This window comes from Pseudomonas guangdongensis (assembly GCF_900105885.1).
GTDB lineage: Bacteria > Pseudomonadota > Gammaproteobacteria > Pseudomonadales > Pseudomonadaceae > Geopseudomonas > Geopseudomonas guangdongensis.
In genome coordinates this window covers 766,681-790,339 of sequence record NZ_LT629780.1, presented here as the reverse complement: position 1 = coordinate 790,339, position 23,659 = coordinate 766,681, and the positions used below count along the sequence as shown (strand labels likewise).

Below are 23,659 nucleotides of genomic sequence, written 5' to 3'. Positions count from 1 at the left end.
GAGCGGAGCTGAACGATGGATCGCATGCTGTATACCGCCATGAGCGGCGCCAAGCAGACCCTGGATCAGCAGGCCGTGGTGACCCACAACCTGGCCAACGCTGCTACTCCGGGGTTTCGTGCCCAGTTGCAGGCTATGCGTAGTCTCGATGTTAAGGGTGAGGGGCTGCCGACCCGCAGCGTGGTGCAGGCCACCACGCCCGGGGCTGACTTTTCTCAGGGACCTGTAAACATGACCGGGCGCGCCCTGGACATCGCCATCGATGCCAATGGCTGGCTGGCGGTACAGGCCGAAGACGGTAGCGAGGGCTATACCAAGCGCGGCGATCTGCAGATCGACAGCACCGGCATGCTGCGTGTCGCCGGACGCCCGGTGATCGGTGAAGGCGGCCCGCTGATCGTGCCGCTGGGCAGCGAGGTTTCCATCGGCAGCGACGGCACGGTCAGTGCACTGGGGGAGGGGGAGACCCCGGAAAACGTCGCTCAGGTCGGGCGCCTCAAACTGATCTCCGCCGAGCCGGGCAGTCTGCTACGCGGTGACGATACCCTGTTCCGCGCCGCACCCAATGCCGAAGGCGCTGTGCAGCCGCTACCGGCCGACGAGAATATCCGTGTCGCTACCGGAGCCTTGGAAGGCAGCAATGTCAGCGCCACCGAAGCCATGGTGGCGATGATCGCCAACGCCCGGCGTTACGAGCTGCAGATGAAGGGTATCACCTCCGCCGACGAGAACGCCCAGCGCGCCAACAGCCTGTTGTCGTTGAGCTGATTGCTGGGGCGGCCAGGGTCGCCTCGCTAGAATTTGAGGATTGCAAGATGATCAGATCGCTGTGGACCGCCAAGACTGGCCTGGAATCCCAGCAGGTGCAGATGGACGTGATCGCCAACAACCTGGCCAACGTCAGCACCAGCGGTTTCAAGCGCTCGCGCGCGGTATTCGAAGATCTGTTGTACCAGACCATTCGTCAGCCCGGGGCGCAGAGCACTACCCAGACCGAGCTGCCTTCCGGCATGCAGATCGGTACCGGCGTGCGCCCGGTGGCCGTCGAGCGCCTGCATACCCAGGGTGGGCTGCAGAATACCGGCAACTCCAACGATCTGGCGATCAGCGGCAAGGGCTTCTTCAAAGTGTTGTTGCCTGATGGCACTACCGCCTATACCCGTGACGGCAGTTTCCAGATCGATAGCACCGGGCAGCTGGTGACCGCCAGCGGCTACCCGATCGAGCCGGCCATCACCATTCCGCAGAATGCGCTGTCGGTAACGGTCGGCAAGGATGGCATTGTCAGCGTGACCGTGCCGGGCAACTCGCAGGGCGAGGAGGTCGGTCAGCTGACGTTGGCGATGTTCGTCAATCCGACCGGCCTGGAAAGCATCGGCGAGAACCTCTATCTGGAAACCAACTCGTCCGGAGCTCCGAACGAGAATACTCCTGGCCTCAACGGTGCCGGGGTGCTCTATCAGAACTACGTGGAAACCTCCAACGTCAATGTGGTGGAGGAAATGGTCAACATGATCCAGACCCAGCGTGCCTATGAGATCAACAGCAAGGCCGTGAAGACCTCGGACGAGATGCTCGCGCGTCTGAGCCAGCTGTGATGATGGATGCGGGCGGAGAGACTGTGCGTGGCTGAAATCAGTGTGGCGAGCCGGCGGGGGCTGTTGCCCTGCATCCTGCTGGTGTTGGCGAGCGGCTGCGCGCAGCTGCCGCGACCCTCGGTGGTGGGTGAGCAGGAGCAGATCTCGGTGCCGATGCGCCAGCAGCCGCAGCCCAATGGCTCGATCTTCCAGGCCAGTCATGGCTATCAGCCATTGTTCGAGGATCGTCGGCCGCGCATGGTCGGCGACATCCTGACCATCGTGCTCAACGAACAGGTCAGCGCCAGCAAGAACTCGGCCTCCAACGCGAACCGCAATGGCTCAGCCAGCCTGACTCCCGGCATCGTGCCGGAGAAGCTGCGCCGCCTGTCGGAGTATGCATTCGAGGTCGAGGGCGACAGCCAGTTCGGCGGCAGCGGCGGCTCTCGCGCCAACAACTCCTTCACCGGCACCCTGACCGCCACGGTGATCGAAGTGTTGCCCAACGGCAACCTGCGGGTGCGGGGCGAGAAACAGATCGCCATCAACCAGGGCACCGAGTTCATCCGCTTCTCCGGGGTGGTCAACCCGCGCGCGATCACCGGGCAGAACACCGTGCCTTCGACCCAGGTCGCCGATGCGCGCATCGAGTATGTCGGCGACGGCTACATCAACGAGGCGCAGCACATGGGTTGGCTGCAGCGCTTCTTCCTGAACATTTCGCCCTTCTGATGTCTCGACCAATGCCTCGATTCGATTTGCGGGCGCCGCTCGGCGTCTGGCTGCGCCGCAGCCTGTGTGCCCTGTTGCTTGGGCTGGGAGGCGGCCTGTCCGCCCTCGTCCAGGCGGAGCAGGTGCGCGATATCGCCGACTTCGCCGGCGTGCGCGACAACGCCTTGGTCGGCTATGGCCTGGTCATCGGCCTCGACGGCACGGGCGACCAGACTATGCAGGCGCCGTTCACCGGACAGGGCCTGACCAACATGCTCTCGCAGCTGGGCATCACCGTGCCGCCGGGCACCAACATGCAACTGCGCAACATTGCCGCGGTGATGGTCACTGCCAAGCTGCCGCCGTTCTCGCGCCCCGGCCAGCAGATCGATGTGGTGGTGTCCTCTATCGGCAACGCTCGCAGCCTGCGCGGCGGCACTCTGCTGATGACCCCGCTCAAGGGGGTGGACGGCGATACCTATGCGCTGGCTCAGGGTAACTTGCTGGTCAACGGTGCCGGTGCCGAGGCCGGTGGCAGCAGCGTGCAGATCAACCAGCAGGCCGGCGGGCGGATCAGTCGCGGTGCCATCGTCGAGCGCGAGGTACCGCTGCAACTGGGCGACCGTCACGGCGTGCTCGACCTTTACCTGCGCCAGCCGGATTTCGCCACTGCCCAGCGCACGGTGGCGGCGATCAATCGCGAATTCGGACGCAGCGTGGCCTCGGCACGCGATGGCGGGCTGATCCAGTTGCAGGGACCGCTGTCGCCCAACGAGCGGGTCAACTTCATGGCGCGGGTGGAAAGCGTACAGGTGTTGCCGATCGCCGCGACGCCCAAGGTGATCCTCAACTCGCGCACCGGCGCCGTGGTGCTCAATGGCGCGGTCAAGCTGCACCGCGCGGCGGTGGCCCATGGCAACCTCTCCATCGTCATCGACACCGAGCCGCAGGTCAGCCAGCCCGAGCCGTTCAGCGAAGGCGAGACCGTGGTCACCGAGAAGAGCAACATTTCCGTGCAGCAGCAGGGTACCGCCCTGCGAATGATCGAGGGCAGTGCCGATCTGGTGGATGTGGTCAAGGCGCTCAACGCCCTGGGTGCCACTCCGCAGGATCTGATGTCGATCCTCGAAGCGCTCAAGGCGGCCGGCTCGCTGCGCGCCGAACTGGAGATCATCTGATGAGCGTCGACAACCTCAGCGGCCAGTTCGCCCTGGATGTACAGGGGTTGCAGCGCCTCAAGCAGACCGCCCGCGACGATGCCGACGCCGGCCTGCCGGAGGCAACCCGGCAGTTCGAGGCGCTGTTCCTACACATGATGCTGAAAAGCATGCGCGAGGCGGTGCCGCAGTCCGGCTTGCTGGACAGTTCGCAGAGCAAGTTGTACACCGAAATGCTCGATCAGCAGTGGGCGCAACAACTGGCTGGCAACGGGTTGGGCCTGGCCGATCAACTGGTCGGCCAGTTGCAGCAGCAGCGCCAGTTCGCCGGTCAGACGGGCAACGTCGACGAGGCTGCGCTGATCGCCGGTATTCCGCGCGGCGTGCCGCGCCCGCTGTACGGCAGCCTGCCGGTGCCGCCTGCCGAGAGCCGTGCCGCCGAGGCATCGGTATCGGAAGCCCCGGTGGCACGCGCGCGGCAAGGTTCGCCGTTCGCCGCGGGCGAGTCGCTGCCGGTGCCGGGTGGCGCAGCGCGGGAAGCCCGCGAGCGCCCGGCGCACGTGCGCGAGTTCCTGGCTCGCCTCGAAGCGCCGGCACGGGCGGCTAGTGCCACCAGCGGCGTGCCGGCCGAACTGATCCTCGCCCAGGCGGCGCTGGAAACCGGCTGGGGGCGTTACCAGATTCCGACCGCCGATGGCGGCAACAGCCACAACCTCTTCGGCATCAAGGCCGGCAGCCAGTGGCGCGGCGCCACCACGGCGGTGACCACCAGCGAATACATCGATGGCCGCGAGCAGAAGCGCGTCGAGACCTTCCGTGCCTATCCCTCCTATCAGGCATCGTTCACCGACTATGCCCGGCTGATCGGCAACAATCCGCGCTATGCCGGCGTGGTCGCCGCTAGCGATCCGGTGCAGGCGGCCCATGCCCTGCAGCGCGGCGGCTATGCCACCGATCCGGCCTATGCTGACAAGCTGGTGGCGGTGATGGCCAGCATCGGTCCGCTCGACGCTGGCTCGCCGCCTAGCGGTGCTGCGCTGGTCGCGCGCAGCACACCCTGAGGGTCGGGACTGCCTGCTTCGGCGGTGATGGTCGTGCGGAATTCCTCAAGGTTTCCGCAGCCCGGCCGATACATTCAGCATGATGCAACGGGAAGCAACTCATGAGCATTTTCTCCATCGGCGTCAGCGGTCTGAATGCTGCGCAGATCGCTTTGGCCACCACCGGCAACAACATCACCAACGTCTATACGCCCGGTTACAACCGTGAAGTCACCCTGCTGGCTGAGAACTCCAGCAGCAATGGCGTCGGCGTCTCTGGAGTGCAGCGTCAGTTCAACCAGTTCATCTCCACCCAGTTGAATCAGGCGATCAGCAGCAACAGTGCGCTGTCGGCCTACGAGGTGCAGATCAACCAGATCGATAACCTGCTCGCTGATCGCGATGCCGGTCTGGCACCGTTGATGCAGAACTTCTTTTCCGCCCTGCAGAAGCTGGTAGCCACACCTTCGGATCCTGCGGCCCGTCAAGGTGTGCTCGGCACTGCCGATACCCTGACTGCGCAGTTCCGTGCCTTCGACAGCTATCTGAACGACATGCAGTCGGGAGTCAACGGGCAGATCGAGAGTCAGGTGGTGCAGGTCAACAACATGGCCGAGCAGATCGCCAAGTTGAACCGCGAGATCGGTCTGGCCAAGGCCAAGACTGGTGCAGAGCCCAACAGCCTGCTCAATCAACGTGATCAGTTGGTGGCCGATCTGAGCCGCTATGTTGACGTGAAAGTGGTGCAGCAGGATGGCGGCAGCTACAACGTCAGCATCGGTAACGGGCTGTCGTTGGTGGCTGGTTCCAGCAGCTTCAAGTTGCAGGCTATGCCATCGACTTCCGATCCTGGACGTACGGTTGTCGGTTATAAGGATGTCAATGGCAACCTCCTCCAGTTACGCGAGGAGAGTTTCAAGGGCGGAGAGTTGGGCGGTCTGATGGCCTTCCGCCGCGAAACCCTGGATCGTGCGCAGAACCAGCTCGGCCAGATGGCGGTAGCCATGGCAATCGGCTTCAATCAGCAGCACCGCCAGGGTGTCGATCTCAATGGCGAACTGGGCGGTGACTTCTTCTCGGTTGGGCAGCCGCAGGCCTTCGGTAACGACAAGAACACCAGCTCGGCCTATTTGACCGCAGAGTTCGATCCGGAGCAGATCGACAAGCTCAACATCGCCGACTACGACGTCCTGGTGAAAGACGCCAGTGACCTGTCCGCAGGGCTGCAGATTACCCGACGCGATACCGGCGAGGTTGTTAGCTATGCCTACGACGGAGCCACCGGCAAGATCAGCTTTGGCGGCATGGAGGTGAGCGTCAACGGCGCTCCCGTCGCCGATGGCGACCGCTTCCAGATCCAGCCGGTACGCCGAGCGGCGCGCGACCTGCGCAGCGAAATCGCCGACGTCGGTCGCCTGGCGGCCGGTAGCATCGCGCAGATCGCGGCCAAGAGCAGCAACGGTGGTACCGCCTCGCTGACCGCGAGCTTCGACCCAGCCACGCCGCCAACTTTCAACAACTACGAAGTTTCCTATTCCGGCGGCAACTATACGGTGACGCTGGCCAGCGGCGCCGTCGTCGCGGCGACGACCGGTACCGATGCCCAGGGCAAGACCACCCTCAGCTTCGGCGATATCACTCTCACCGTCGACGGTGTGCCCAAGGATGGCGACAGCTTCACGGTCAAGATGCCGGGAGGCCCGGGCGATAACCGCAATGCCGTGGCGTTGCTGGAGCTGCAGAATGCCAAGCTGGTCAATGGCGGTGCCGGTCTGACTCAAGCCTATGCCTCTATGGTCAGCGATGTGGGTAACCGCACCAACATCATTCAGGTCAACCAGGATGCTCAGGAGGGCTTGGTCAAGCAGCTCAAGGCCGTTCAGCAGAGCGACTCCGGTGTGAGCTTGGATGAGGAGGGTGCCAACCTGCTGCGCTTCCAGCGCTACTACCAAGCCAGCGCCAAGGTGATCGAGGTGGGCACCACGGTGATCGACACCCTGCTGTCCATGCGCAGCTGATTAAGAGGAATTCGACCCTATGCGTATCAGTACCGTCACCATGTTCGAGCAGAGCTTGAACTCGCTGGCCAGTCAGCAAGACAAGTTCCTCAAGATCGGTCAGCAGATTTCCAGCGGCAGCCGGGTAGTCAATCCTTCCGACGATCCGCAGGCCGCCTCGCGGGCAGTGAGCGTCGGCCAGTCGGCTGCGGTCAACCAGCAGTACGCCGATGCACGGATCACCGCACGCAACTCGCTGGGCCAGGAAGAGAGCGTGCTCAACAGCGTCGCCGATGCCATCACTAGCGCCAAGACGCTGATGGTGCAGGCAGCCAACGGCACCCTGAGCGATGCCGACCGCTCCTCGGTGGCCAGCGAAATCCGCGGTATCTACGAGACGCTGATCGGTCAGGCCAACGCGGCCGATGGCAACGGCCGTTACCTGTTCGGCGGTTATCGCGACAACAGCCCGCCGTTCGTCAAGGATCCAACCAGTGGGCGTGTGACCTATATCGGCGATACCGGCGTGGCCGAACAGAAAGTCGACTCCTCGCGGCTGATGCCCAGCAGTGACAATGGTCTGGACATCTTCATGAGCGTACACAGCTCCGCCAAGTACGTGGCCAAGGAAAACGCGACAGGGAGTGTGGCATTCGTCGGGCCCACGGTGGTCGACAATGCGGCGACCAACTTCGGCGATGCCTTCACCATCAAGTTCGACGGCAGTGGCGGCTACGAGGTGTTCAGTCCGCCCTCTGCGGCCACGCCGAGCAGTACCGGTACCTACGATCCGGCCGATCCGCACAATAAGAACATCGCCTTCAACGGCTTGTCCCTGACGCTCGAAGGCACGCCAGCAGTCGGCGACAGCATCACAGTGAGTCGCGCTCGGGAAGCAGACCCGAATCTGTTCCGCGCCTTCGAAGAGGCGCTGGCCGTGCTGGACAGCCCGGCTGGCACTCCGGAAGAGCAGGCACGCATGCGCAACACAGTGTCCACCTCGATGCGTGAACTGTCCAATGCGCTGGACAACGTGCTGACCACCCGCGCCTCGGTGGGTGCGCGGCTCAACGAGCTGGATGTGCTGGACTCGGTGGGCAGCAACCGCGCACTCAACTATGCCCAGACCCTGTCCGATCTGGTCGACCTGGACTACAACAAGGCCATCTCCGAATACGCCCTGCGTCAGGTCGGTCTGCAGGCGGCGCAGAAGTCCTTCCTCGATATCCAGAAACTGTCGCTGTTCGACCGCATGTGATCTTTGCCCGGCAAGGCGCAGGTCTTGCCGGGCTGCAGAATCGCTACCGACGCCCCCTGCGGCCTGGCCGCCGGGGGCGTCGTGCTTTTGTCGCTCAGCCCAGGCTCATGTTGCCCAGCAGATGTTGCAGGAACTGCAGGCCCTCGCTGAACAGGCGTTCCAGGTAGCGCCCCAGGTCGCCCATCAGCACCATCAGCAGTACCAGGCCCACGGTCAGCGACAGCGGGAAGCCCACCGAGAATACCGTGAGCTGCGGCGCCGAGCGGTTAAGGATGCCCATCGCTAGGTTGATGATCAGCAGCGAGGCGACCAGTGGCAGGGCCAGCAGCAGGCCTGCGGTGAAGATCGTCGAGCCGTAGCCGGCGAGCATCCGCCAGGCTTCTGGATTGAAGCGGACCATGCCGATCGGCAGGGTGTGGAAGGTGGTGGCGAGGATCTCGATGACCACCAGGTGGCCGTTGAAGGCGAGGAACATCAGCAGCGCGATCATGTACAGGTAGCGCGCGAGGATCATGGTGTTGCCGGCATCGGGCGAGAACAGGGTGGCGAAGGCCAGGCCCATCTGCAGGCCGATAATGTCGCCGGCGACCTGCACGGCGGTGAACGTCACACGCATCACCAGGCCCATGGCCAGGCCGATCAGCATCTGCTCGATGAGGATGCCGAGGCCGGCCCAGGACACGATGGGCACCTCCGGCAGCGGCGGCAGGGTCGGGGCGACGATCAGGGTCAGCAGCACGCCCAGGCCGATCTTGGCCGGGTTGGGAATGCTGCTGTGGCCGAGCAGGGGCGCGGCGACCAGGAAGGTGGTGATGCGGCTCAGCGGCCAGAGGAACGCGGCCACCCAGAGCTGCAACTGGGCCGAGGTGACCTCGATCATGGACTCAGCCGATTAGGGTCGGCAGGTTGCGGAACAGCTCGCGGGTGAAGTCGGTGATCAGCTGCATCAGCATCGGCCCGGCGAAGATCAGCACCACGAACACGCCGAGAATCTTCGGAATGAACGACAGGGTCATTTCGTTGATCTGCGTGGCGGCCTGGAACAGGCTGACCAGCAGGCCGATCGCCAGGGCGGTGAGCAGCAGCGGCGCCGCCAGCGAGAGGGTGACCCGCATGCCCTGGTAGGCGAGGTCCATGACCATTTCCGGCGTCATCGCAGTGCTCCTCGGGGATGCCCCGTCACAGGTAGAAACTCTGGGCCAGCGAGCCCATCAGCAACTGCCAGCCATCCACCAGCACGAACAGCATCAGCTTGAACGGCAGGGAGATGGTGGCCGGCGGCACCATCATCATGCCCAGCGCCATCAGCACGCTGGCGACCACCAGGTCGATGATCAGGAAGGGGATGAAGATGGTGAAGCCGATCTGGAAGGCGGTCTTCAGCTCGCTGGTGACGAAGGCCGGCATCAGCACGCGCATCGGCACCTGTTCCGGGCCTTCCAGCTCCTCGATCTGCGCCAGGCGGGCGAACAGCGCAAGGTCGGGCTGGCGGGTCTGCGCCAGCATGAACTCGCGGAACGGCTGGCTGCCGATCTCGATGAACTGCTCGAAGTTGATCTCGTCGCGGGAGAACGGCTGCCAGGCGCTCTCGTGGACCTTGTTGAGCACCGGCGACATGACGAAGAACGTCAGGAACAGCGCCAGGCCGAGCAGCACCTGGTTGGGCGGTGCCGACTGGGTGCCCATCGCCGTGCGCAGCAGGCTGAGCACGATGACGATGCGGGTGAAGCCGGTCATCATCAGCAGCATGGCCGGCAGGAAGGCCATCGAGCTGAGCAGCAGCAGGGTCTGCAGACTCAGCGACCACTGCTGGCCGCCGTCGGCCAGCGGCTGGCTGGTGAAGGCCGGCAGCGTCTGCGCCAGGCTCAGGCCGGGCAGGAGCAGCAGGAGCAGCGGGCCGAGCAGGCGCAGCAGGTTGCGCGGGAGGGCGTGTTTCATGGCGTACGCGGGCCTCCACCCTGCAGGCGCTGGCGCAGGGCATCGGCAAAGCGTTCGGCAACGCCGGCGGCTCCCGGCGGCGCGGGCGGCGTCGGCACCTCGGGCGGGGCGGGGAGTGCATGCAGCTGGCTGATCTGACTGGCGGTCACGCCCAGCACCAGCCAGGTGCCCTGTACCTCGACGATCACCACCCGCTCGCGCGGGCCGAGCAGCGTGCTGCCGACCACCTTCAGGCTCTGTCCCTGCCAATGGCGTGAAGGACCGATGCGCCTGAGCAGCCAGCTGCACAGAAGGATCACCGCTACCACCGCCAGCAGGGCCATGGCGGTCTTGCCGAGCACCGCGAAGCCGCTCAGGCTGTCGACACTGGACCCCAGGCCGCTGGCGGCTTCGCGGGCGGTTTCGGCGCCGTTGCTCATCGGTTGAGTTTCTGCACGCGCTCGGAAGGGGTGATGATCTCGGTGATCCGGATGCCGTACTTGTCGTCGACCACCACCACCTCGCCCTGGGCGATCAGGTAGCCGTTGATCAGGATATCCATCGGCTCGCCGGCCAGGCCTTCCAGCTCGATCACCGAGCCTTGGGCCAGTTCCAGCAGCTGCTTGATGGTGATGCGCGTGCGGCCGAGCTCCACGGTCAGCTTGACCGGGATGTTCATGACCATTTCCAGGTCGCGCATGTTGCCGCTCGGGGCGCCCTTGTTCAGCGGCTTGAACACGCTGTCGCCGGCATTCTGCGCGGCGGCCGGGGCCGGCGCGACGGCCTGCTCGGCGAGCGCGGCGGCCCAGGGGTCGGCCTCGGTCGAAGTGGCAGCCTGTTCGGCCATGGCGGCGGCCCAGGGATCGTCCTCGACGGCGCTGCCCGAGGTGTCGCTCTGCTCGGCCATGGCGCTGGCCCAGTCGTCCTCGAGGTTGCTCGGTTCGTCGGGTTTGTTGGGGTCAGTCATTCTCGGTTTCCTTGGCGGCGGGCGTCGAGCCCTTCACGAAGCGGTCGGCGTGCGTCTTGCCGGTGGCAGGCGAGTGGTCGATCAGGTCCTTGACGCGCAAGGCACGCTGGCCGTTCTGGCTGCCGTATTCGCAGGTCATCACCGGTACGCTGTCGACCCGGGCGATGACGATGTCCGGCAGCTCGAAAGGCAGCACGTCGCCGACCTTGAGCGCCATGACCTGGCCGATGCTGCAGGGGATGTCGCCGAAGTCGGCCACCAGCTCGATCTGCGACTGGCGCAGCTCGCCGGCCATGCGCGAACTCCACTTCTGCTCCTCGTCCGGGTGGCTGTCGGTCAGCGGACCGTTGAGCAGGCTGCGCAGCGGCTCGATCATCGTGTAGGGCAGGACGATGTTGAAGTCGCTGGCCAGGTTGCCGACTTCGACATGGAAGGTGCTGTTGACCACGATCTCGTTGGGCGAGCTGGTGATGTTGGTGAACTTGACCTGGATCTCCGAGCGCAGGTAGTCGATTTCCAGCGGGTAGACCGACTTCCAGGCGCCTTCGTAGGCCTCCACCGCCAGGCCGAGCAGGCGCCGGATGATGCGCTGTTCGGTGCTGGTGAACTCGCGGCCTTCCGACTTGGTCACGAAGCGACCGTCGCCGCCGAACAGGTTGTCCACCACCATGAACACCAGGTTGGGCGGGAATACAGCAAGGGCGGTACCGCGCAGCGGTTTCATGGCCAGCAGGTTGAGGTTGGTCGGCACCGGGACGTTGCGTGCGAAGTCGCTATAGCTCTGGTAGCGCACGCTGTCCACGGTGATGTCGGCGCTGCGCCGGATCAGGTTGAACAGGCTGGTGCGGAAGTAGCGGGCAAAACGCTCGTTGATGATGTCGAGGGCGTGCAGACGCTCGCGGATCACCCGGTGCTGGGTCGCCGGGTTGTAGGGGCGGATGCGCGCCTTGCTCGCATTCTCGCTAGGGGCGCTGTCTTCCTCGCCGCTGACGCCCTTGAGCAGGGCGTCGATCTCTTCCTGCGAGAGCAGATCGTCTTGGGCCATGGACCTATTGCACTATGAAGTCGGTGTAGAGGACGTCGATCACGCCCAGCGGGGGCTGTGGCGTGGCCAGCGGGGTCTGGAACAGGCCGAGAATCTGTGCCGAGAGCACATCCTTGCCATTGGGGGTGATCAGCTCTTCGGCCTTCTGCCCGGCCATCAGCATCAGCAGGCGGCTGCGGATCTGCGGCATGTGCTGGAGCAGGAATTCCTGGGTCTGTTTGTCGCTCACCTGCAGCGACAGGCCGATGTACAGCAGGTGCGGCTGGCGGCGTTCGCTCTGCAGGTTGACGGTGAACGGCGAAATCGGCACGAAGATCGGCTGCGCGGCCTGGATCGGCTGAGCTGCGGCCGGCGTCATGCCGAAGTCGCTCATGCCGCGCTTGACCATGAAGTAGTACATGCCCGCTGCGCTGCCGCCGGCGGCGATGACTGCCAGAAGCAGCGGCATCAGCCAGGTGTTCTTCTTGGCGGCGGGTCGGGGATTGCTCATTGCTCGTGCCATGTCGGGATCGGTCATTCAGCAGGGTGAAGAGTATGACGACAGGCTGTCGTCCGCGATGGACAGATAAGGCTCGCGTATCGCGGCTATCTTCCTGTTTTGCCGCACAAAATCCGCAGCGTCCGGGGCACTGGCGAAGGTGCCTGGCAGGCTTATCGGCCACGCGCCGGGAAGGTTGAGTCCCGGCTGCCCTGGCCGTGCCGCCGCCCTCGCGCGGCCTCATGCATACAGGTCGATACCGCCGGCCAGCAGGCCGGTCGTGGTGCGGGCGCCGGCCTGCGGCAGCCCGGTGGCGATCTCGTCGGCCTCGCCGTTGCCGGCCAGTTGTTCGCCCCGGGCCTCGCTGCGCGACCCGGGCTCGCCCTGGGCCTGCTGCTGGCGCTGCTCGCCCACGGAGGTCTCGCCGAGGGTGATGCCCTGTTCGGCCAGCGCCTCACGCAGCTGCGGCAGGGCCTGTTCGATGGCGGCGCGCACCTGCGGGTGCGCCGCCAGGAAATGCGCGTGGGCGGCATTGTCGCCGAGCTTCAGGCTGATCGACAGGGGACCCAGCTCGGCCGGGTGCAGGTGCAGCTCGATCTGCTGTCCGCCGCGCTGGTGCAGGCCGATCAGCTGTTGGCCCAGGCCCTGCTGCCAGTCGCTGCTGCCGAGCGGAGCGCTCAGGGTCGCAGCCGGCAGGCTGGCGGCCGGGCTGCTGGTGGTGGCCGCTGCCAGGCTGGGGGCGAAGGGCTCGCTGCGGACGGTCTGCAGGCCCTCGGGGATGTCGAAGCCGGCGGCACTGCTCGGCAGCGGCGCGGCGGGCGCGCTGGCTGCATCGGCGGCGGGCATGGCAGCTGCGCTTGTGCTCGGGACCAGTGTGGGCTGCGGGACGCTCTGTGTGCGGGTGCCGGTGAGGTTGTCGAGGGTGGCGGAAGCGGCGCTCTGGCTATCGCTGCGCGGCAGGGGATTGAGCCCGGCCAGAGGTGTGGCGGCGAGCGGCGCAGCGCCGTTCTGCGCCGCGGCCATCTCGTTTGCCGGCAGGGGATTGCCGGCCTGCTCGATCAGCGCCAGGCGGGCGCTGATCTGCGCCAGGCTGTCCGCCGCGCTATCGCTGGGTAACAGCGGGGCGCCAGGCGCTACAGGTGCTGCATCCTGCGAGGTAGCCAGCAGGACGGCATCCGCGGCGACCAGTTCGGCGCTGCCGGGTAGGATGGCAGGCAGCGGCGCTTCGCCGGGCAGGGGGTTGCTTGGGGTAGCAGCACCCTCGTTGTCGGGCATAGCGACCGGCAGAGTTTGGAGGCTCAGCAGCGCAGCCAGCTCGGTCGGCACGGCGCTGTCGTAGCCGGCGTCCTGTGCTTCGTGATCGCTGCTCTGGGCCGAGGGTGGAGTGCTGCGCGCGGTGCGGGTATCGGTCGCGGTGCGGCCGCCGCTCTTGTCGCCGCCGGCCGGCTGGCGCGCGCTGGCCTGCTCCAGGCTGCGGGCAAAGCCTTCGTCCTGGCGTGGCGCTGTGGAGGGCGGCGTGGTGGCGGCCGGTGTTGCGGGCAGGGCGATGATGTCCATGAAGCCTCTTTATGCACTTTGGTCGGACGGCGGGAGGAGCGCGGCGCCGTTGCGGCTCATGCGCGCGCTGAGTTCGTCGCTGGCGCGCTGTTCGGCGCGGCTGGCGTGCAGCATGACGGTCTGCTGGCGACGTTCGACCAGGGTGTCGTAGGAATTCAGCTTGCGGTGTTGTTCTTGCCACAGTCGCTGGCTGTTGTCGACTTTTTGCTGCTGCTGGCGCAGGGTCTGGCTGGCGCGCTCGATGGCGTTGTCCAGCGAGCCGAGAAAGGCCCGGTAGTTGAGCAGGCTGGCGGGGTCGATGCCCTGCTGCAGCGCCTCCTGCAGGCGCTGGCCGTACTCCAGGCGGTACTGGTTCAGGGTCTGCAGCTGCTGCAGCACCTGCTGCTGGGTACGCCGCTCGCCTGCCAGCAGGCGGGCGGCCTGATCCAGGGCTTCCTTGGTCAGGTCGATCAGGGTATCGAGGGCGGTGGTCGCGGCCATGGCGGGTTACCTGTCGAGCGGCGCAGCACAGGCCTCAGGGGCCGGGAACCAGATGGTCGAGCACGTTCAGCGTTTCCGCCAGGTCGGCGCGCTCGTGGATGCGCTGCTGCAGGAAGCGCTCCAGTCGAGGATACAAGGTTACCGCATGGTCGAGCTGCGGGTCATGACCCGGCGCATAGGCGCCGACGCTGATCAGGTCGCGGTTGCGCTGATATTTGGAGAGCAGCTGCTTGAACTGCTGGGCCCGGCGCTGCTGGGCGTCGCTGACGATGGCGGTCATCGCCCGGCTGATCGAGGCTTCGATGTCGATGGCCGGGTAGTGGCCGCTCTCGGCCAGGGCCCGGGACAGCACGATGTGCCCGTCGAGAATCGCCCGGGCCGAGTCGGCGATCGGATCCTGCTGGTCGTCGCCTTCGCTGAGCACGGTATAGAACGCGGTGATCGAGCCGCCGCCGCGCGGGCCGTTGCCGGTCTTCTCCACCAGGCGCGGCAGCTTGGCGAACACCGACGGCGGGTAGCCCTTGGTCGCCGGCGGCTCGCCGATGGCCAGGGCGATCTCGCGCTGGGCCATGGCGTAGCGGGTCAGCGAATCCATGATCAGCAGCACGTCCTTGCCGTGATCGCGGAAGTCCTCGGCCAGGCGGGTGGCGTAGGCCGCGCCCTGCAGGCGCTTGAGCGGCGAGGTGTCGGCCGGTGCGGCGACCACCACCGAGCGGCGGCGGCCCTCTTCGCCGAGGATGTTGTCGATGAAGTCCTGCACCTCGCGGCCCCGCTCGCCGATCAGGCCGACGACGATCACGTCGGCGCGGGTGTAGCGGGCCATCATGCCGAGCAGCACCGATTTGCCGACGCCGGAGCCGGCGAACAGGCCCATGCGCTGGCCGCGGCCGACGCTGAGCAGGCCGTTGATGGCGCGGATGCCGACGTCGATCTGGGTGTCGATGGGTGCGCGGTTGAGCGGGTTGATCGGCGGCGTCTGCAGGGTCGCGTAATGGGCCTGGCTCAGCGGGCCCTGACCATCCAGCGGCTCGCCGCTGCCGTCCACCACGCGCCCGAGCAGGCTTTCGCCGAGCGGAAAGCGCCGGGCGCTGAGGCCGCCGCTGCGCCCTTCGCCCAGCGGCAGCACGCGCGCGCCGGGTTGCAGTCCGCTGATTTCCTCGAGGGGCATGAGAAACAGCCGCTCGCCGGCAAAGCCGACCACCTCGGCCTCGGCAAAGCGGCGCCCGGCCTGTGGCTGGCTGTTACATGACAGTTCGATGCGGCAGACGCCGCCGAGCGGAATGCGCAGGCCGACGGCTTCCAGCACCATGCCGGTGGCGCGCACGATGCGCCCGCTGGTGCGGTAGGCGGGGAGTTCCGTGATGCGCTGCTGCACGCTGTCCAGAGCGTGCAGCCAGCGCTGGCGATGGGCGGCGGCGGAGGTCATGGCGCGGTGTGGCTGGCGCCGGGGGACTGGCGATGGCGCAGCTGTTCGAGCAGGCTGTCCCAGCGGCTTTCCCAAGTCGCGTCTAGCTCGCCGCTGGCACTGTTGACCCGGCAGCCGCCGCGGCTGACCAGCTCGTCCGGCTGCAGCTGCCAGCCGGCAGCGGCCAGTTCGTTGCCGAGGTGCGCCCTGACCAGCAGCAGGTCGGCCGGGTGCAGCCACAGGCGCGGCTTGCCGGTCAGCGCCGGCTCGGCGTGCAGCAGTTCGCGGACGATGGCGAGGATCTGTTCGGGATGGGTCTGCAGCGCCTCGCCGGCCAGATGGCGGCCGGTGGCCATGGCCAGGCCGACCAGCTGGTCGGCGATCTGCTCGTCCAGGTGGGCCAGCGCCTTGCGGAACTCTTCGGCGAGCTGGCGCAGTGGCTGCAGGGTCTGGGCGATCTGCAGCTGCAGCTCCTGTTCGCCGGCGCGGCGGCCCTCTTCGAGGCCCTGGGCGTATCCCTCGGCGCGTCCGGCGGCGAAGCCCTCCTCGTGGCCCTGCTGGCGCGCCTGCTCGTGAGCCTGGCGGCGCAGGGCTTCGAGCTCGGCGTTGCGGCGGAACGCCTGGCGACGAATGGCTTCGCGGCGCAGGCTGTCCTGATCGGGTTGTGCGCTGTCGGCCGGACGCTCCAGTTCGTCCATCTGCCAGGGGCGCCACTGTTCGCTGCCGTCGCGCGAGCCGCGGTCAGACATAGGCGTCGTCCCCGCCGCCCAGGACTATCTCGCCGCTGTCGGCCAGGCGGCGGACGATCTGCAGGATGGCCTTCTGCTCGCTCTCGACCTGGGAGATGCGGATCGGGCCGCGCGCCTCCATGTCCTCCTTGAGCAGCTGGGCGGCACGCTGCGACATGTTCATCAGGAACTTCTCCAGCAGCGCCGGCGGGGCGCCCTTGAGGGCGATGACCAGCGAGTTGGTATCGACTTCCTTGAGGATCAGCTGGATGCCGCGGTTGTCCACGTCCAGCAGGTTCTCGAACAGGAACATCTCGTCGAGGATCTTCTGTGCCAGGTCCTCGCTGTGGGCGCGCACGGTCTGGATGGCGACCTCTTCCTGGCTGGAATTCATCAGGTTGAGGATTTCCGCCGCGGTTCTCACGCCGCCCATCTTGCTGCGCTTGAGGTTCTGACCGTCGAGCATGCCGCCGAGTACCTCGGTGAGTTCCTGCAGGGCCACCGGCTGCACGCCGCTGAAGGTGGCGATACGCAGGACGATGTCGTTGCGCAGTCGTTCGTCGAACAGTTCGAGGATGTCGGCGGCCTGGTGGCGCTCCAGGTGGACGAGGATGGTGGCGATGATCTGCGGGTGTTCGTCGCGGATCATCTCGGCGACCGTCGAGGCCTCCATCAGGTTGAGCTTGTCCATGCCCGAGCCGGTGTTGCTGGTTTCGAGGATGTCCTCGATCAGGCTGGTGGCCCGTTCGCTGCCGAGCGCCTTGGTCAGCACGGCGCGGATGTGGTCGCTGGAGTGGATGTTGATCGCCGCGTACTGCTCGGTCTCGTCCATGAACTCTTCGAGCACCTGACGCATTTCCTCGTGGGAAATCTGCGTCAGGCGGGCCATTTCCATACTGACGATTTCCACGTCCTTGGGCGGCAGGAACTTGATGACCTCGGCGGCGCTGTCCTCATCCAGGCACAGCAGCAGGATCGCGCTGCGGCGTACGGGCGTCATCTCAATCATCTTTGCTCATCCAGGTGCGGACGATCATGGCGACCAGGCGCGGATCTTCCTTGGCCATTTCGCGGACGTTTTCCAGGTTGTGCTCGTAGACCGACGACTTGCGGCGCTGCTTGCGTTGCAGGGCCGCTTCTTCGGCGCTGACCGTGCCCGGCGCGGGAGCGGCACTGGCGGCGAGCGTGGCGGCCTCGATGGCGGCGGCCTGAGCGGCGGCGGCCTCCAGGGTCTCGTCGTGACGGCGCTTGAGCGGACGCAGGATCAGCAGCCAGAGCAGCAGGGCGATGAAGGCCACCAGCAGGTAGCGCGACAGGCTCGATGCCAGGTTGAAGAACTCCGGGGTCTTCCACCACTCGGTGACCTCGACCGTTTCCTCTTGCGGCGCGAAGGGGCTGTTGATCACCTCCAGTTCGTCGCCGCGCATGGCCGAGAAGCCCATGGCCTGGCGCACCAGACGGTTGATGTTCTCCAGCTCTTCGGCGCTGAGCGGCTCGCGGATCGCCTCGCCCTCGGCGTTCACCGCATCGCGATAGTTGATCACCACTGCGGCGGTCAGGCGCTGGATGTTGCCGCGGCGATGCTGCACGTGCTCGACGCTGCGGTCGACTTCGTAGTTGATCAGCTGGTCGCGCTTGAGCGAGGACGAGCCCTGGGCGGTGCCGGTCTGCGCATTGGCGGTGGCCGGCGCCTGGGCGTCGTTGGCGGCATTCGTGGCGGCGGCCGCGTCGGTCTGCTGGGCTGCCGGAGGCTGCGCGGCGTCGGTGGTCGCCGGCGGTGCGGGCGGCGGCGTGTTGGGCGGCGAATTGGTCAGCGCGCCGGGCACGCCGCGGGCCAGCTGGTCGCCGCCCAGGTAGTTCTCGGACAGTTGCTGGCTGCGTACCGCCGCCTCGTTCGGGGGCTGGTTGGGGCCGTAGCGCTCGGCGGTCTGCTCGCGGGAAGAGAAGTCGATCTGGGCGACCACCTGGGCGCGGACGTTCTCGCGACCGAGGATCGGCAGCAGGATGTTCTCGATGCGCCGCTGGTAGGAGCGCTCGACCTCGTCGATGTAGCTGAGCTGGGTGCCGTCCAGGTCGCGCGAACCTGAGGTGGGCAGCGACAGCAGGCGCCCGTTCTGGTCGACCACCGTGACGGCCTCCGCGCTCAGGCCGGGGACGCTGGAGGACACCATGTGGACGATGGCGTTGACCTGGCCCTCGCCGAGTTCGCGACCGGGGTGCAGGTTGAGGACCACCGAGGCGCTGGCCGGCTCGCGCTCGCGGACGAACACCGACTGACGGCCCATGGCCAGATGGATGCGGGCGCGGGCGACCGGGCCGAGCGCTTCTATCGAGCGTGCCAGCTCGCCTTCCAGGCCGCGCTGGAAATTGATCTGCTCGGCGAACTGGCTGACACCGAAGGCCTGGTTGTCGAGCAGTTCGAAGCCGACGTTGCCGCCTTGCGGCAGCCCCTGCTCGGCCAGTTGCAGGCGCAGGGCATGAACCTTGTCGGCCGGCACCTGCAGGGTCTGTCCGCCCTCGCCGATGCGGTAGGGAATGGCGCGCTTGTCCAGTTCGGCGATGATGCGCCCGCCATCGGCCTCGCTGAGGTTGCTGTAGATGACGCGGTACTCGGGGGCCTGGGCCCAGAGCAGCAGGGCGACGACGATCGCCAGGACGGCAGCACCGGCGATCAGCAGGGGGATCAGTGGCTTGCTGCGCATCTGGTCGAGCAGACGGGACAGCGGGGGGGCTTCCTGCGGATTGCTTTGAGTGCCCAGGGTGCCGCTCATTCCTTGGGCTGCATTACTCACAAGCACCTCCGGTGGCTGACCAGGGGCGAGACGAAAGGCATTGCTGCATCCGGTTCAGAGTTCGTGCGTGGGGCCGCCAAGGCTGTGCAGGCTCGTGATCTAGAGAGGCTGTCGGTGCGGAGGGCGGACGTATGAGGAGCGCTATTATGCGTGCAGAGGGCAACCCCAAAGGCAAGAAAAGCCGGAGGTTTTATTGCCAATTGGTCGCTTTCCGCAGTCTGTTCGGTTGGTAGGCTTGCGGCCATTCTTGCCCTGCCTGCAGGTGCGTCCCCCTTATTGGCGTCCAGAGTCCGATCATGAGCACACCGGCCATTCAATCCGCGCTGCAGCAATTGCAGTCCCTGGCCACCCAGGCCGCCGGCAGTGCCGCTCAAGGCCAGGCTTCCACAAGCGCGGCGAGCAGTGCCTTCGGCGGCGAGCTGCAGGCGGCGATCCAGCGCATCAACCGCTTGCAGCAGGCCGCCAGCGCGCGTGGCGAAGCCTTCCAGTCCGGCGATCCGAACGTGGCGCTCAACGACGTGATGGTCGACATGCAGAAGGCCAGCGTGGCTTTCCAGATGGGCGTGCAGGTGCGCAATCGCCTGGTTGGCGCCTACAAGGAAGTGATGAACATGCAGGTGTGAGGGGGCATGCCTTTCGCGGTTCGGCTCGCGGTCTTCTAAAGTCTTGCGTGCTCCGGCCGATAGTCAGGGTATAGCTGCCGCTCAAAGTCTTCGCCTGGAGTGTCGGAGCGGCCCTTCAGAGACTCAGCTCAAGGAACAAGTGTCATGGCTTCGATTTCATCCCTCGGCGTGGGCTCCGGACTGGATCTGAGCGGGTTGCTGAACCAGCTCGATACGGCCGAGCGCCTCAAGCTCCAACCGCTTGCCCAGCAGAAGGCGGTCAACCAGTCGAAGATTTCCGCCTATGCGCGCCTGCAGGGTGCGCTGGGTTCGTTGCAGGCGGCCACCACCAAGCTCAACGATGCCAAGACCTTCCAGGGGCAGACCAGTAAGATCAGCGGCAGCGGTGTTGCCGTGGCGACCAGCGCCGACGCGGTGCCGGGCAGCTATCAGGTCAAGGTGACCCAGCTGGCCCAGGCACAGAGCGTGGCGACCAGCGGCGTGGCAAGCAAGACCGCGGCGCTGGGCGAGGGGACGCTGAGCATCAAGGTCGGTAGCGGCGATCCTCTGGAAGTCACCCTGGATAGCAGCAACAACACTTTGGAAGGCATCCGCGATGCGATCAACGCCAAGAAAGGCGGGGTAACCGCGTCGATCGTCAATGACGGTACAGCTACGCCCTATCGACTGGTGCTGAGCTCGGACAAGACCGGTACCGCGTCGACCATGACTATCGACTTCGACGATGGCGGCGCTGGTGGAGATCAGTTGAATGGCCTGCTCAATGCCTACGATGCAGGTAGCAATGCCGGTGGCTATAAGCAGACCGTGGCGGCCAAGAATGCCGAGCTCGAAGTCAGCGGGATTGCCGTCAGCAGTCAGACCAATACCGTCGAGGGTGCTCTGCAGGGGGTGACCCTCACCGTATCCGCTACCGGCGATGCGCAGACCCTGACCGTCGAGCGCGATACCGCGGCGATGAAGTCGGCCATCACCGGCTTCGTGGACGCCTACAACACCCTGGTTGGCACCATGTCCAGTCTGACTTCGTTCAATGCCGAGACCAAGGTGGCGGGCGAGCTGCTCGGCGACTCGGCGCTGCGCAGCGTGCAAGGCCGGTTGCGCGGCGTGATGTCGGCGGGGGGCGAGGGCGGCACCTACAAGGCGCTGTCCGATATCGGTATCAGCCTGCAGCTCGACGGCAAGCTGAAGATCGACAGCGACAAGCTGGACAAGGCGGTCAAGGGCGATGCGGCAGCGCTCAGCACCTTCTTCGCCGGCGCGGGCGGGGCTAGCGTCGAGGACGATGGCCTGGCGGGCAAGCTGGCCAGCAGTCTGAAGGATATGCTTTCCAGCGACGGGGCTCTGACCAAGGGCACCGAGGGCCTGAAGGAGCGCAACAAGGGGCTGGACGAGCGTTATGAGCGGATGGAGAGCGGCATCAACGCCACCATCGAGCGCTACCGCAAGCAGTTCGCCCAGCTCGACTCGCTGATGGCCAACATGAATTCGACCAGCAGCTACATTACCCAGCAATTCAATGCCCTGAACGCCCAGCTGGGCAAGTGATACAGGGGTATCCAGCGGAGAGTCTGTAACGCCATGAATGCCATGCGTGGGGCGAATGCCTATGCCAAGGTCGGGGTGGAGAGCGGCGTCATGTCGGCTTCCCCCCATCAACTGATCGTCATGCTGTTCGACGGCGCTTTGGCGTCGATCCGTACCGCAGCCTTGCACATGGAAGGTGGCAACCCGGCGGAGAAAGGCAGGGCCATCTCCAGGGCGATCGATATCGTCAACAACGGCTTGATGGCCGGCCTGGATCACGAGCGTGGCGGCGAGCTGGCCGAGCGTCTGGAGCAGCTCTACGACTATGTGGTGCGACTGCTGATGCAGGCCAATCTGTACAACGACCCGCAGCGTCTGGATGAAGCGATCTCCCTGCTTGGGGACATCGCTTCCGCCTGGCGTGAAATCGGTCCTCAGATCAACGGGCAATGACCATGAGCGCAGCGCCGCAACTTATCGAGTCCTATGAGCTGCTCCTGCAGCAGTCCCTGCGCATGCTGGAGCTGGCACGTTCCGGTGACTGGTCCGGTCTGTTGCTGGAAAAGTCGCGCTGCCTGATCGATGTCGAGAAGCTGCGCCAGTGCGATGCATTGCCGGGGCTCGATGCCAAGGGGCAGCGGCGCAAGCTGGAGTTGCTGGAGCAGATTCTCGAACTGGATGTCGAGATTCGTGGCCGGCTGGTCGCGCGGCGCGACGAGCTGGGCGAGTTGATCGGTTTGTCCCGTCGGCGCGAGCCGCAGGGGCGTGGAAGTGCCGCGGGTGCCGCCGTGTATGAGGCGGCGGCACGCTTCAGCAAAGCCCAGGGGTGAGTGGCTTAACTCCGCTGATCGATACCCTCCTGCATCAGGTGCTGGGCAAGCGGGTCGATCTGCCGACTGCCCGTCCGATCAATCCCCCGGTGACGCCGCTGCTGCCCAGTGAAGCAGCGCGTGCGGTACACAGCGACTCGCGGCTGGATGCGCGGCTGCCGCAGGTTCTGCTGGATGTGGCCGGGCGTCCGGCCTCTTCCCCCGGTCAGCCTGCGCCGCCGCCAGCGCAGACGTCGTCGGCCACCACGACCCTCAGTCCGGCAGCGCGGACCATTGCCGACATCCTGTTGCGTCATCCTGCGCAGCCTTCGACGATCACGCCGCTGGCGCCGCTGTTGACCGGCAAGGCGGATGTTCCGGCGGATCAGCTGGCCGGCAGTCTGCGGCAAAGCATTTCCTCCAGCGGCGTATTCTACGAGTCTCATCTGGCGCGCTGGTATCGCGGCGAGTTGCCGCTGCAGGCCTTGCTGCGCGAGCCGCAGACCTGGGCGGCGCAGTTGCCGCAAGCGGCGCCGACGGGCGAGCGCTCCCTGCTGGCCCAGTTGCTGGCGCCGAAGCTCTTCCCGGCATCCGCCGCTGCTGCTCCCGCCGCTCCCGTCGCGCCTGTGGTGCAGGGCGGCAGCGGGCTCGTACCGCGCTCCGGTGCGGAGTTGTCCGCGCCGGTAGCTGGTGCACCGCAGGTCGTTCCGGTCGAGGCGGAAGCCAAGGCAGAGGTCGCCGGCGTGCGGCGCAGTGCCTTGTCCTTGGCCATGGAGGCGCTGGCCGGCGATGACCCCGAGTGGTCGGTGCCGGCACAGGCGCGTGATGCGGCAGTCCTCAAGGATCTGTTGCAGGGGGTTGTGCGTCACCAGCTGGAGCTGCTGGTGGCGCCGGTGCTGCGCTGGGAGGGGCAGGTCTGGCCCGGCGTGTTCATGGCGTTGCTGATCCAGGCGCCGGAAGATGAAGGCGGTGGGTCGGGGCGCGAGAGCGCGGCGGCGGAGGACGAGGCCGCGCAGTGGCAGGTGCGCTTTACCCTGCAGCTGGAGCGTCTGGGGGTGCTGGATGTGGCGGTGAGCTGGCGAGGCGAGAAGCTTTCGCTGCGGGTGGTCAGCGAGTCGGACGAACTGCTGGCGCGTCTTGAGGCGGATCGTCCGCAGCTGCAGGCACGTTTGCTGGCATGCGGTTTTGCCGAGGTCGATCTGCAGGGCGTAGCGGCACGTCCCGTCGAGGGGGCTGCAGATGAGTGACGATACCGCCAAGACGGTTCCGCCACACCGGCGGCGCCAGGCCTTGGCGCTGGCCTACGGGGATGGCGATGCTGCGCCGCGTGTGGTTGCCAAGGGGTATGGCGGGCTGGCCGAGCGCATCGTCGCCGAGGCGCAGCGCAGCGGCGTGCCGGTGCATGGCGCGCCCGAGCTGGTAGGGCTGCTGATGCAGGTAGATCTGGATGCGCAGATCCCGCCACAACTGTATCAGGTCGTTGCCGAGCTGCTGGTCTGGGTGCATAGCCTGGAGCGGGACAGGGACTGACTCTCGGCTTGAATCTGCGCGAAGTGGCGGTTGTCGACCGTGTTGCATAACCGGACGAGTG

The 23,659-nt window shown here is 66.1% G+C and carries 26 protein-coding genes; 13 read left to right on the top strand and 13 right to left on the bottom strand.

What is annotated here, in order from left to right; translation table 11 throughout:
- Positions 1-15 precede the first annotated feature (15 nt).
- The 7 genes from BLU22_RS03810 (at position 16) to flgL (ending at position 7,740) form a co-directional block, all read left to right on the top strand.
- A complete protein-coding gene (locus BLU22_RS03810) occupies positions 16-768 on the top strand; it encodes a flagellar basal body rod protein FlgF (protein WP_090212248.1) in 753 nt (250 codons plus the stop codon).
- Positions 769-815: 47 nt separating this feature from the next.
- A complete protein-coding gene (gene flgG, locus BLU22_RS03805) occupies positions 816-1,598 on the top strand; it encodes a flagellar basal-body rod protein FlgG (protein ID WP_090212246.1) in 783 nt (260 codons plus the stop codon).
- A gap of 27 nt (positions 1,599-1,625) precedes the next feature.
- On the top strand, positions 1,626-2,309 hold the full coding sequence (locus tag BLU22_RS03800) for a flagellar basal body L-ring protein FlgH (protein WP_231975271.1): 684 nt from the start codon (positions 1,626-1,628) through the stop codon (positions 2,307-2,309).
- An 11-nt stretch (positions 2,310-2,320) separates the two neighbouring features.
- A complete protein-coding gene (locus tag BLU22_RS03795; RefSeq protein WP_269457639.1) occupies positions 2,321-3,466 on the top strand; it encodes a flagellar basal body P-ring protein FlgI in 1,146 nt (381 codons plus the stop codon).
- Positions 3,466-4,506 carry a flagellar assembly peptidoglycan hydrolase FlgJ gene (flgJ, locus tag BLU22_RS03790; protein ID WP_090212241.1) on the top strand — a complete coding sequence of 347 codons (1,041 nt, stop codon included), beginning with the start codon at positions 3,466-3,468 and terminating at the stop codon, positions 4,504-4,506. Before BLU22_RS03795 ends, flgJ begins: the two co-directional genes overlap by 1 nt.
- 101 nt (positions 4,507-4,607) lie before the next feature.
- Complete coding sequence (gene flgK, locus BLU22_RS03785; RefSeq protein ID WP_090212239.1) at positions 4,608-6,503, top strand: flagellar hook-associated protein FlgK; 1,896 nt, start codon at positions 4,608-4,610, stop codon at positions 6,501-6,503.
- Positions 6,504-6,522: 19 nt separating this feature from the next.
- Positions 6,523-7,740, top strand: coding sequence for a flagellar hook-associated protein FlgL (flgL, locus tag BLU22_RS03780; protein WP_090212237.1), 1,218 nt, complete (start codon positions 6,523-6,525; stop codon positions 7,738-7,740).
- A gap of 94 nt (positions 7,741-7,834) precedes the next feature.
- Here the strand turns inward: flgL and fliR are convergent, their stop codons facing one another.
- The 13 genes from fliR to fliF form a co-directional block, all read right to left on the bottom strand.
- Positions 7,835-8,620, bottom strand: a complete 786-nt coding sequence (gene fliR, locus BLU22_RS03775) for a flagellar biosynthetic protein FliR (RefSeq protein WP_090212236.1) — start codon at positions 8,618-8,620, stop codon at positions 7,835-7,837.
- Positions 8,621-8,624: 4 nt separating this feature from the next.
- A complete protein-coding gene (gene fliQ, locus BLU22_RS03770; protein ID WP_090212235.1) occupies positions 8,625-8,894 on the bottom strand; it encodes a flagellar biosynthesis protein FliQ in 270 nt (89 codons plus the stop codon).
- Positions 8,895-8,919: 25 nt separating this feature from the next.
- Positions 8,920-9,678, bottom strand: a complete 759-nt coding sequence (gene fliP, locus BLU22_RS03765; RefSeq protein WP_090212233.1) for a flagellar type III secretion system pore protein FliP — start codon at positions 9,676-9,678, stop codon at positions 8,920-8,922.
- Positions 9,675-10,097 carry a flagellar biosynthetic protein FliO gene (gene fliO / locus BLU22_RS03760; protein ID WP_090212232.1) on the bottom strand — a complete coding sequence of 141 codons (423 nt, stop codon included), beginning with the start codon at positions 10,095-10,097 and terminating at the stop codon, positions 9,675-9,677. Before fliO ends, fliP begins: the two co-directional genes overlap by 4 nt.
- On the bottom strand, positions 10,094-10,624 hold the full coding sequence (fliN, locus tag BLU22_RS03755; protein WP_090212230.1) for a flagellar motor switch protein FliN: 531 nt from the start codon (positions 10,622-10,624) through the stop codon (positions 10,094-10,096). Before fliN ends, fliO begins: the two co-directional genes overlap by 4 nt.
- Entirely contained in the window at positions 10,617-11,669 is a 1,053-nt protein-coding gene (gene fliM, locus BLU22_RS03750) for a flagellar motor switch protein FliM (RefSeq protein ID WP_090212228.1), read from the bottom strand. The genes fliN and fliM overlap by 8 nt, the downstream gene beginning before the upstream one ends.
- Before the next feature lie 4 nt (positions 11,670-11,673).
- Complete coding sequence (fliL, locus tag BLU22_RS03745) at positions 11,674-12,159, bottom strand: flagellar basal body-associated protein FliL (protein WP_090212227.1); 486 nt, start codon at positions 12,157-12,159, stop codon at positions 11,674-11,676.
- 228 nt (positions 12,160-12,387) lie between these two features.
- Complete coding sequence (locus tag BLU22_RS03740; RefSeq protein WP_090212225.1) at positions 12,388-13,704, bottom strand: flagellar hook-length control protein FliK; 1,317 nt, start codon at positions 13,702-13,704, stop codon at positions 12,388-12,390.
- A gap of 9 nt (positions 13,705-13,713) precedes the next feature.
- A complete protein-coding gene (fliJ, locus tag BLU22_RS03735) occupies positions 13,714-14,184 on the bottom strand; it encodes a flagellar export protein FliJ (RefSeq protein ID WP_090212224.1) in 471 nt (156 codons plus the stop codon).
- A 34-nt stretch (positions 14,185-14,218) separates the two neighbouring features.
- Complete coding sequence (gene fliI, locus BLU22_RS03730) at positions 14,219-15,610, bottom strand: flagellar protein export ATPase FliI (protein WP_090212222.1); 1,392 nt, start codon at positions 15,608-15,610, stop codon at positions 14,219-14,221.
- Positions 15,607-16,338, bottom strand: coding sequence for a flagellar assembly protein FliH (gene fliH / locus BLU22_RS03725; RefSeq protein ID WP_090212220.1), 732 nt, complete (start codon positions 16,336-16,338; stop codon positions 15,607-15,609). Before fliH ends, fliI begins: the two co-directional genes overlap by 4 nt.
- A complete protein-coding gene (fliG, locus tag BLU22_RS03720; RefSeq protein ID WP_231975270.1) occupies positions 16,331-17,317 on the bottom strand; it encodes a flagellar motor switch protein FliG in 987 nt (328 codons plus the stop codon). Before fliG ends, fliH begins: the two co-directional genes overlap by 8 nt.
- A 1-nt stretch (position 17,318) precedes the next feature.
- On the bottom strand, positions 17,319-19,088 hold the full coding sequence (gene fliF / locus BLU22_RS03715) for a flagellar basal-body MS-ring/collar protein FliF (protein ID WP_090212217.1): 1,770 nt from the start codon (positions 19,086-19,088) through the stop codon (positions 17,319-17,321).
- A gap of 317 nt (positions 19,089-19,405) precedes the next feature.
- Here fliF and fliE point away from each other — a divergent pair, with 317 nt between their 5' ends.
- From fliE to BLU22_RS03685, 6 genes are all read left to right on the top strand, one after another.
- Entirely contained in the window at positions 19,406-19,732 is a 327-nt protein-coding gene (fliE, locus tag BLU22_RS03710) for a flagellar hook-basal body complex protein FliE (protein WP_090212216.1), read from the top strand.
- Positions 19,733-19,876: 144 nt separating this feature from the next.
- Positions 19,877-21,280, top strand: a complete 1,404-nt coding sequence (gene fliD, locus BLU22_RS03705; protein ID WP_090212215.1) for a flagellar filament capping protein FliD — start codon at positions 19,877-19,879, stop codon at positions 21,278-21,280.
- Between the two features lie 33 nt (positions 21,281-21,313).
- The gene (gene fliS / locus BLU22_RS03700) at positions 21,314-21,712 is read left to right on the top strand and encodes a flagellar export chaperone FliS (protein WP_231975269.1); all 399 of its coding nucleotides are present in this window, start codon (positions 21,314-21,316) and stop codon (positions 21,710-21,712) included.
- Positions 21,709-22,089, top strand: coding sequence for a flagellar protein FliT (locus BLU22_RS03695; protein WP_090212214.1), 381 nt, complete (start codon positions 21,709-21,711; stop codon positions 22,087-22,089). Before fliS ends, BLU22_RS03695 begins: the two co-directional genes overlap by 4 nt.
- The gene (gene fliK, locus BLU22_RS03690) at positions 22,086-23,315 is read left to right on the top strand and encodes a flagellar hook-length control protein FliK (RefSeq protein ID WP_090212213.1); all 1,230 of its coding nucleotides are present in this window, start codon (positions 22,086-22,088) and stop codon (positions 23,313-23,315) included. Before BLU22_RS03695 ends, fliK begins: the two co-directional genes overlap by 4 nt.
- A complete protein-coding gene (locus BLU22_RS03685; protein ID WP_090212212.1) occupies positions 23,308-23,598 on the top strand; it encodes an EscU/YscU/HrcU family type III secretion system export apparatus switch protein in 291 nt (96 codons plus the stop codon). Before fliK ends, BLU22_RS03685 begins: the two co-directional genes overlap by 8 nt.
- The last annotated feature ends 61 nt before the right edge of the window (positions 23,599-23,659 follow it).

Excerpts from the sequence above, each read along its gene's own strand:
- fliG (WP_231975270.1), bottom strand. The coding sequence starts at position 17,317 with ATGACGCCCGTACGCCGCAGCGCGATCCTGCTGCTGTGCCTGGATGAG.
- flgK (WP_090212239.1), top strand. The coding sequence starts at position 4,608 with ATGAGCATTTTCTCCATCGGCGTCAGCGGTCTGAATGCTGCGCAGATC.
- fliL (WP_090212227.1), bottom strand. The coding sequence starts at position 12,159 with ATGAGCAATCCCCGACCCGCCGCCAAGAAGAACACCTGGCTGATGCCG.
- flgG (WP_090212246.1), top strand. The coding sequence starts at position 816 with ATGATCAGATCGCTGTGGACCGCCAAGACTGGCCTGGAATCCCAGCAG.
- fliI (WP_090212222.1), bottom strand. The coding sequence starts at position 15,610 with ATGACCTCCGCCGCCGCCCATCGCCAGCGCTGGCTGCACGCTCTGGAC.
- fliP (WP_090212233.1), bottom strand. The coding sequence starts at position 9,678 with ATGAAACACGCCCTCCCGCGCAACCTGCTGCGCCTGCTCGGCCCGCTG.
- fliR (WP_090212236.1), bottom strand. The coding sequence starts at position 8,620 with ATGATCGAGGTCACCTCGGCCCAGTTGCAGCTCTGGGTGGCCGCGTTC.
- BLU22_RS03695 (WP_090212214.1), top strand. The coding sequence starts at position 21,709 with ATGACCATGAGCGCAGCGCCGCAACTTATCGAGTCCTATGAGCTGCTC.
- fliH (WP_090212220.1), bottom strand. The coding sequence starts at position 16,338 with ATGTCTGACCGCGGCTCGCGCGACGGCAGCGAACAGTGGCGCCCCTGG.
- flgL (WP_090212237.1), top strand. The coding sequence starts at position 6,523 with ATGCGTATCAGTACCGTCACCATGTTCGAGCAGAGCTTGAACTCGCTG.
- fliQ (WP_090212235.1), bottom strand. The coding sequence starts at position 8,894 with ATGACGCCGGAAATGGTCATGGACCTCGCCTACCAGGGCATGCGGGTC.
- BLU22_RS03795 (WP_269457639.1), top strand. The coding sequence starts at position 2,321 with ATGCCTCGATTCGATTTGCGGGCGCCGCTCGGCGTCTGGCTGCGCCGC.
- fliJ (WP_090212224.1), bottom strand. The coding sequence starts at position 14,184 with ATGGCCGCGACCACCGCCCTCGATACCCTGATCGACCTGACCAAGGAA.
- fliM (WP_090212228.1), bottom strand. The coding sequence starts at position 11,669 with ATGGCCCAAGACGATCTGCTCTCGCAGGAAGAGATCGACGCCCTGCTC.
- fliN (WP_090212230.1), bottom strand. The coding sequence starts at position 10,624 with ATGACTGACCCCAACAAACCCGACGAACCGAGCAACCTCGAGGACGAC.
- fliF (WP_090212217.1), bottom strand. The coding sequence starts at position 19,088 with ATGAGCGGCACCCTGGGCACTCAAAGCAATCCGCAGGAAGCCCCCCCG.
- fliD (WP_090212215.1), top strand. The coding sequence starts at position 19,877 with ATGGCTTCGATTTCATCCCTCGGCGTGGGCTCCGGACTGGATCTGAGC.
- BLU22_RS03810 (WP_090212248.1), top strand. The coding sequence starts at position 16 with ATGGATCGCATGCTGTATACCGCCATGAGCGGCGCCAAGCAGACCCTG.
- fliE (WP_090212216.1), top strand. The coding sequence starts at position 19,406 with ATGAGCACACCGGCCATTCAATCCGCGCTGCAGCAATTGCAGTCCCTG.
- BLU22_RS03685 (WP_090212212.1), top strand. The coding sequence starts at position 23,308 with ATGAGTGACGATACCGCCAAGACGGTTCCGCCACACCGGCGGCGCCAG.
- fliS (WP_231975269.1), top strand. The coding sequence starts at position 21,314 with ATGAATGCCATGCGTGGGGCGAATGCCTATGCCAAGGTCGGGGTGGAG.
- BLU22_RS03740 (WP_090212225.1), bottom strand. The coding sequence starts at position 13,704 with ATGGACATCATCGCCCTGCCCGCAACACCGGCCGCCACCACGCCGCCC.
- flgJ (WP_090212241.1), top strand. The coding sequence starts at position 3,466 with ATGAGCGTCGACAACCTCAGCGGCCAGTTCGCCCTGGATGTACAGGGG.
- fliO (WP_090212232.1), bottom strand. The coding sequence starts at position 10,097 with ATGAGCAACGGCGCCGAAACCGCCCGCGAAGCCGCCAGCGGCCTGGGG.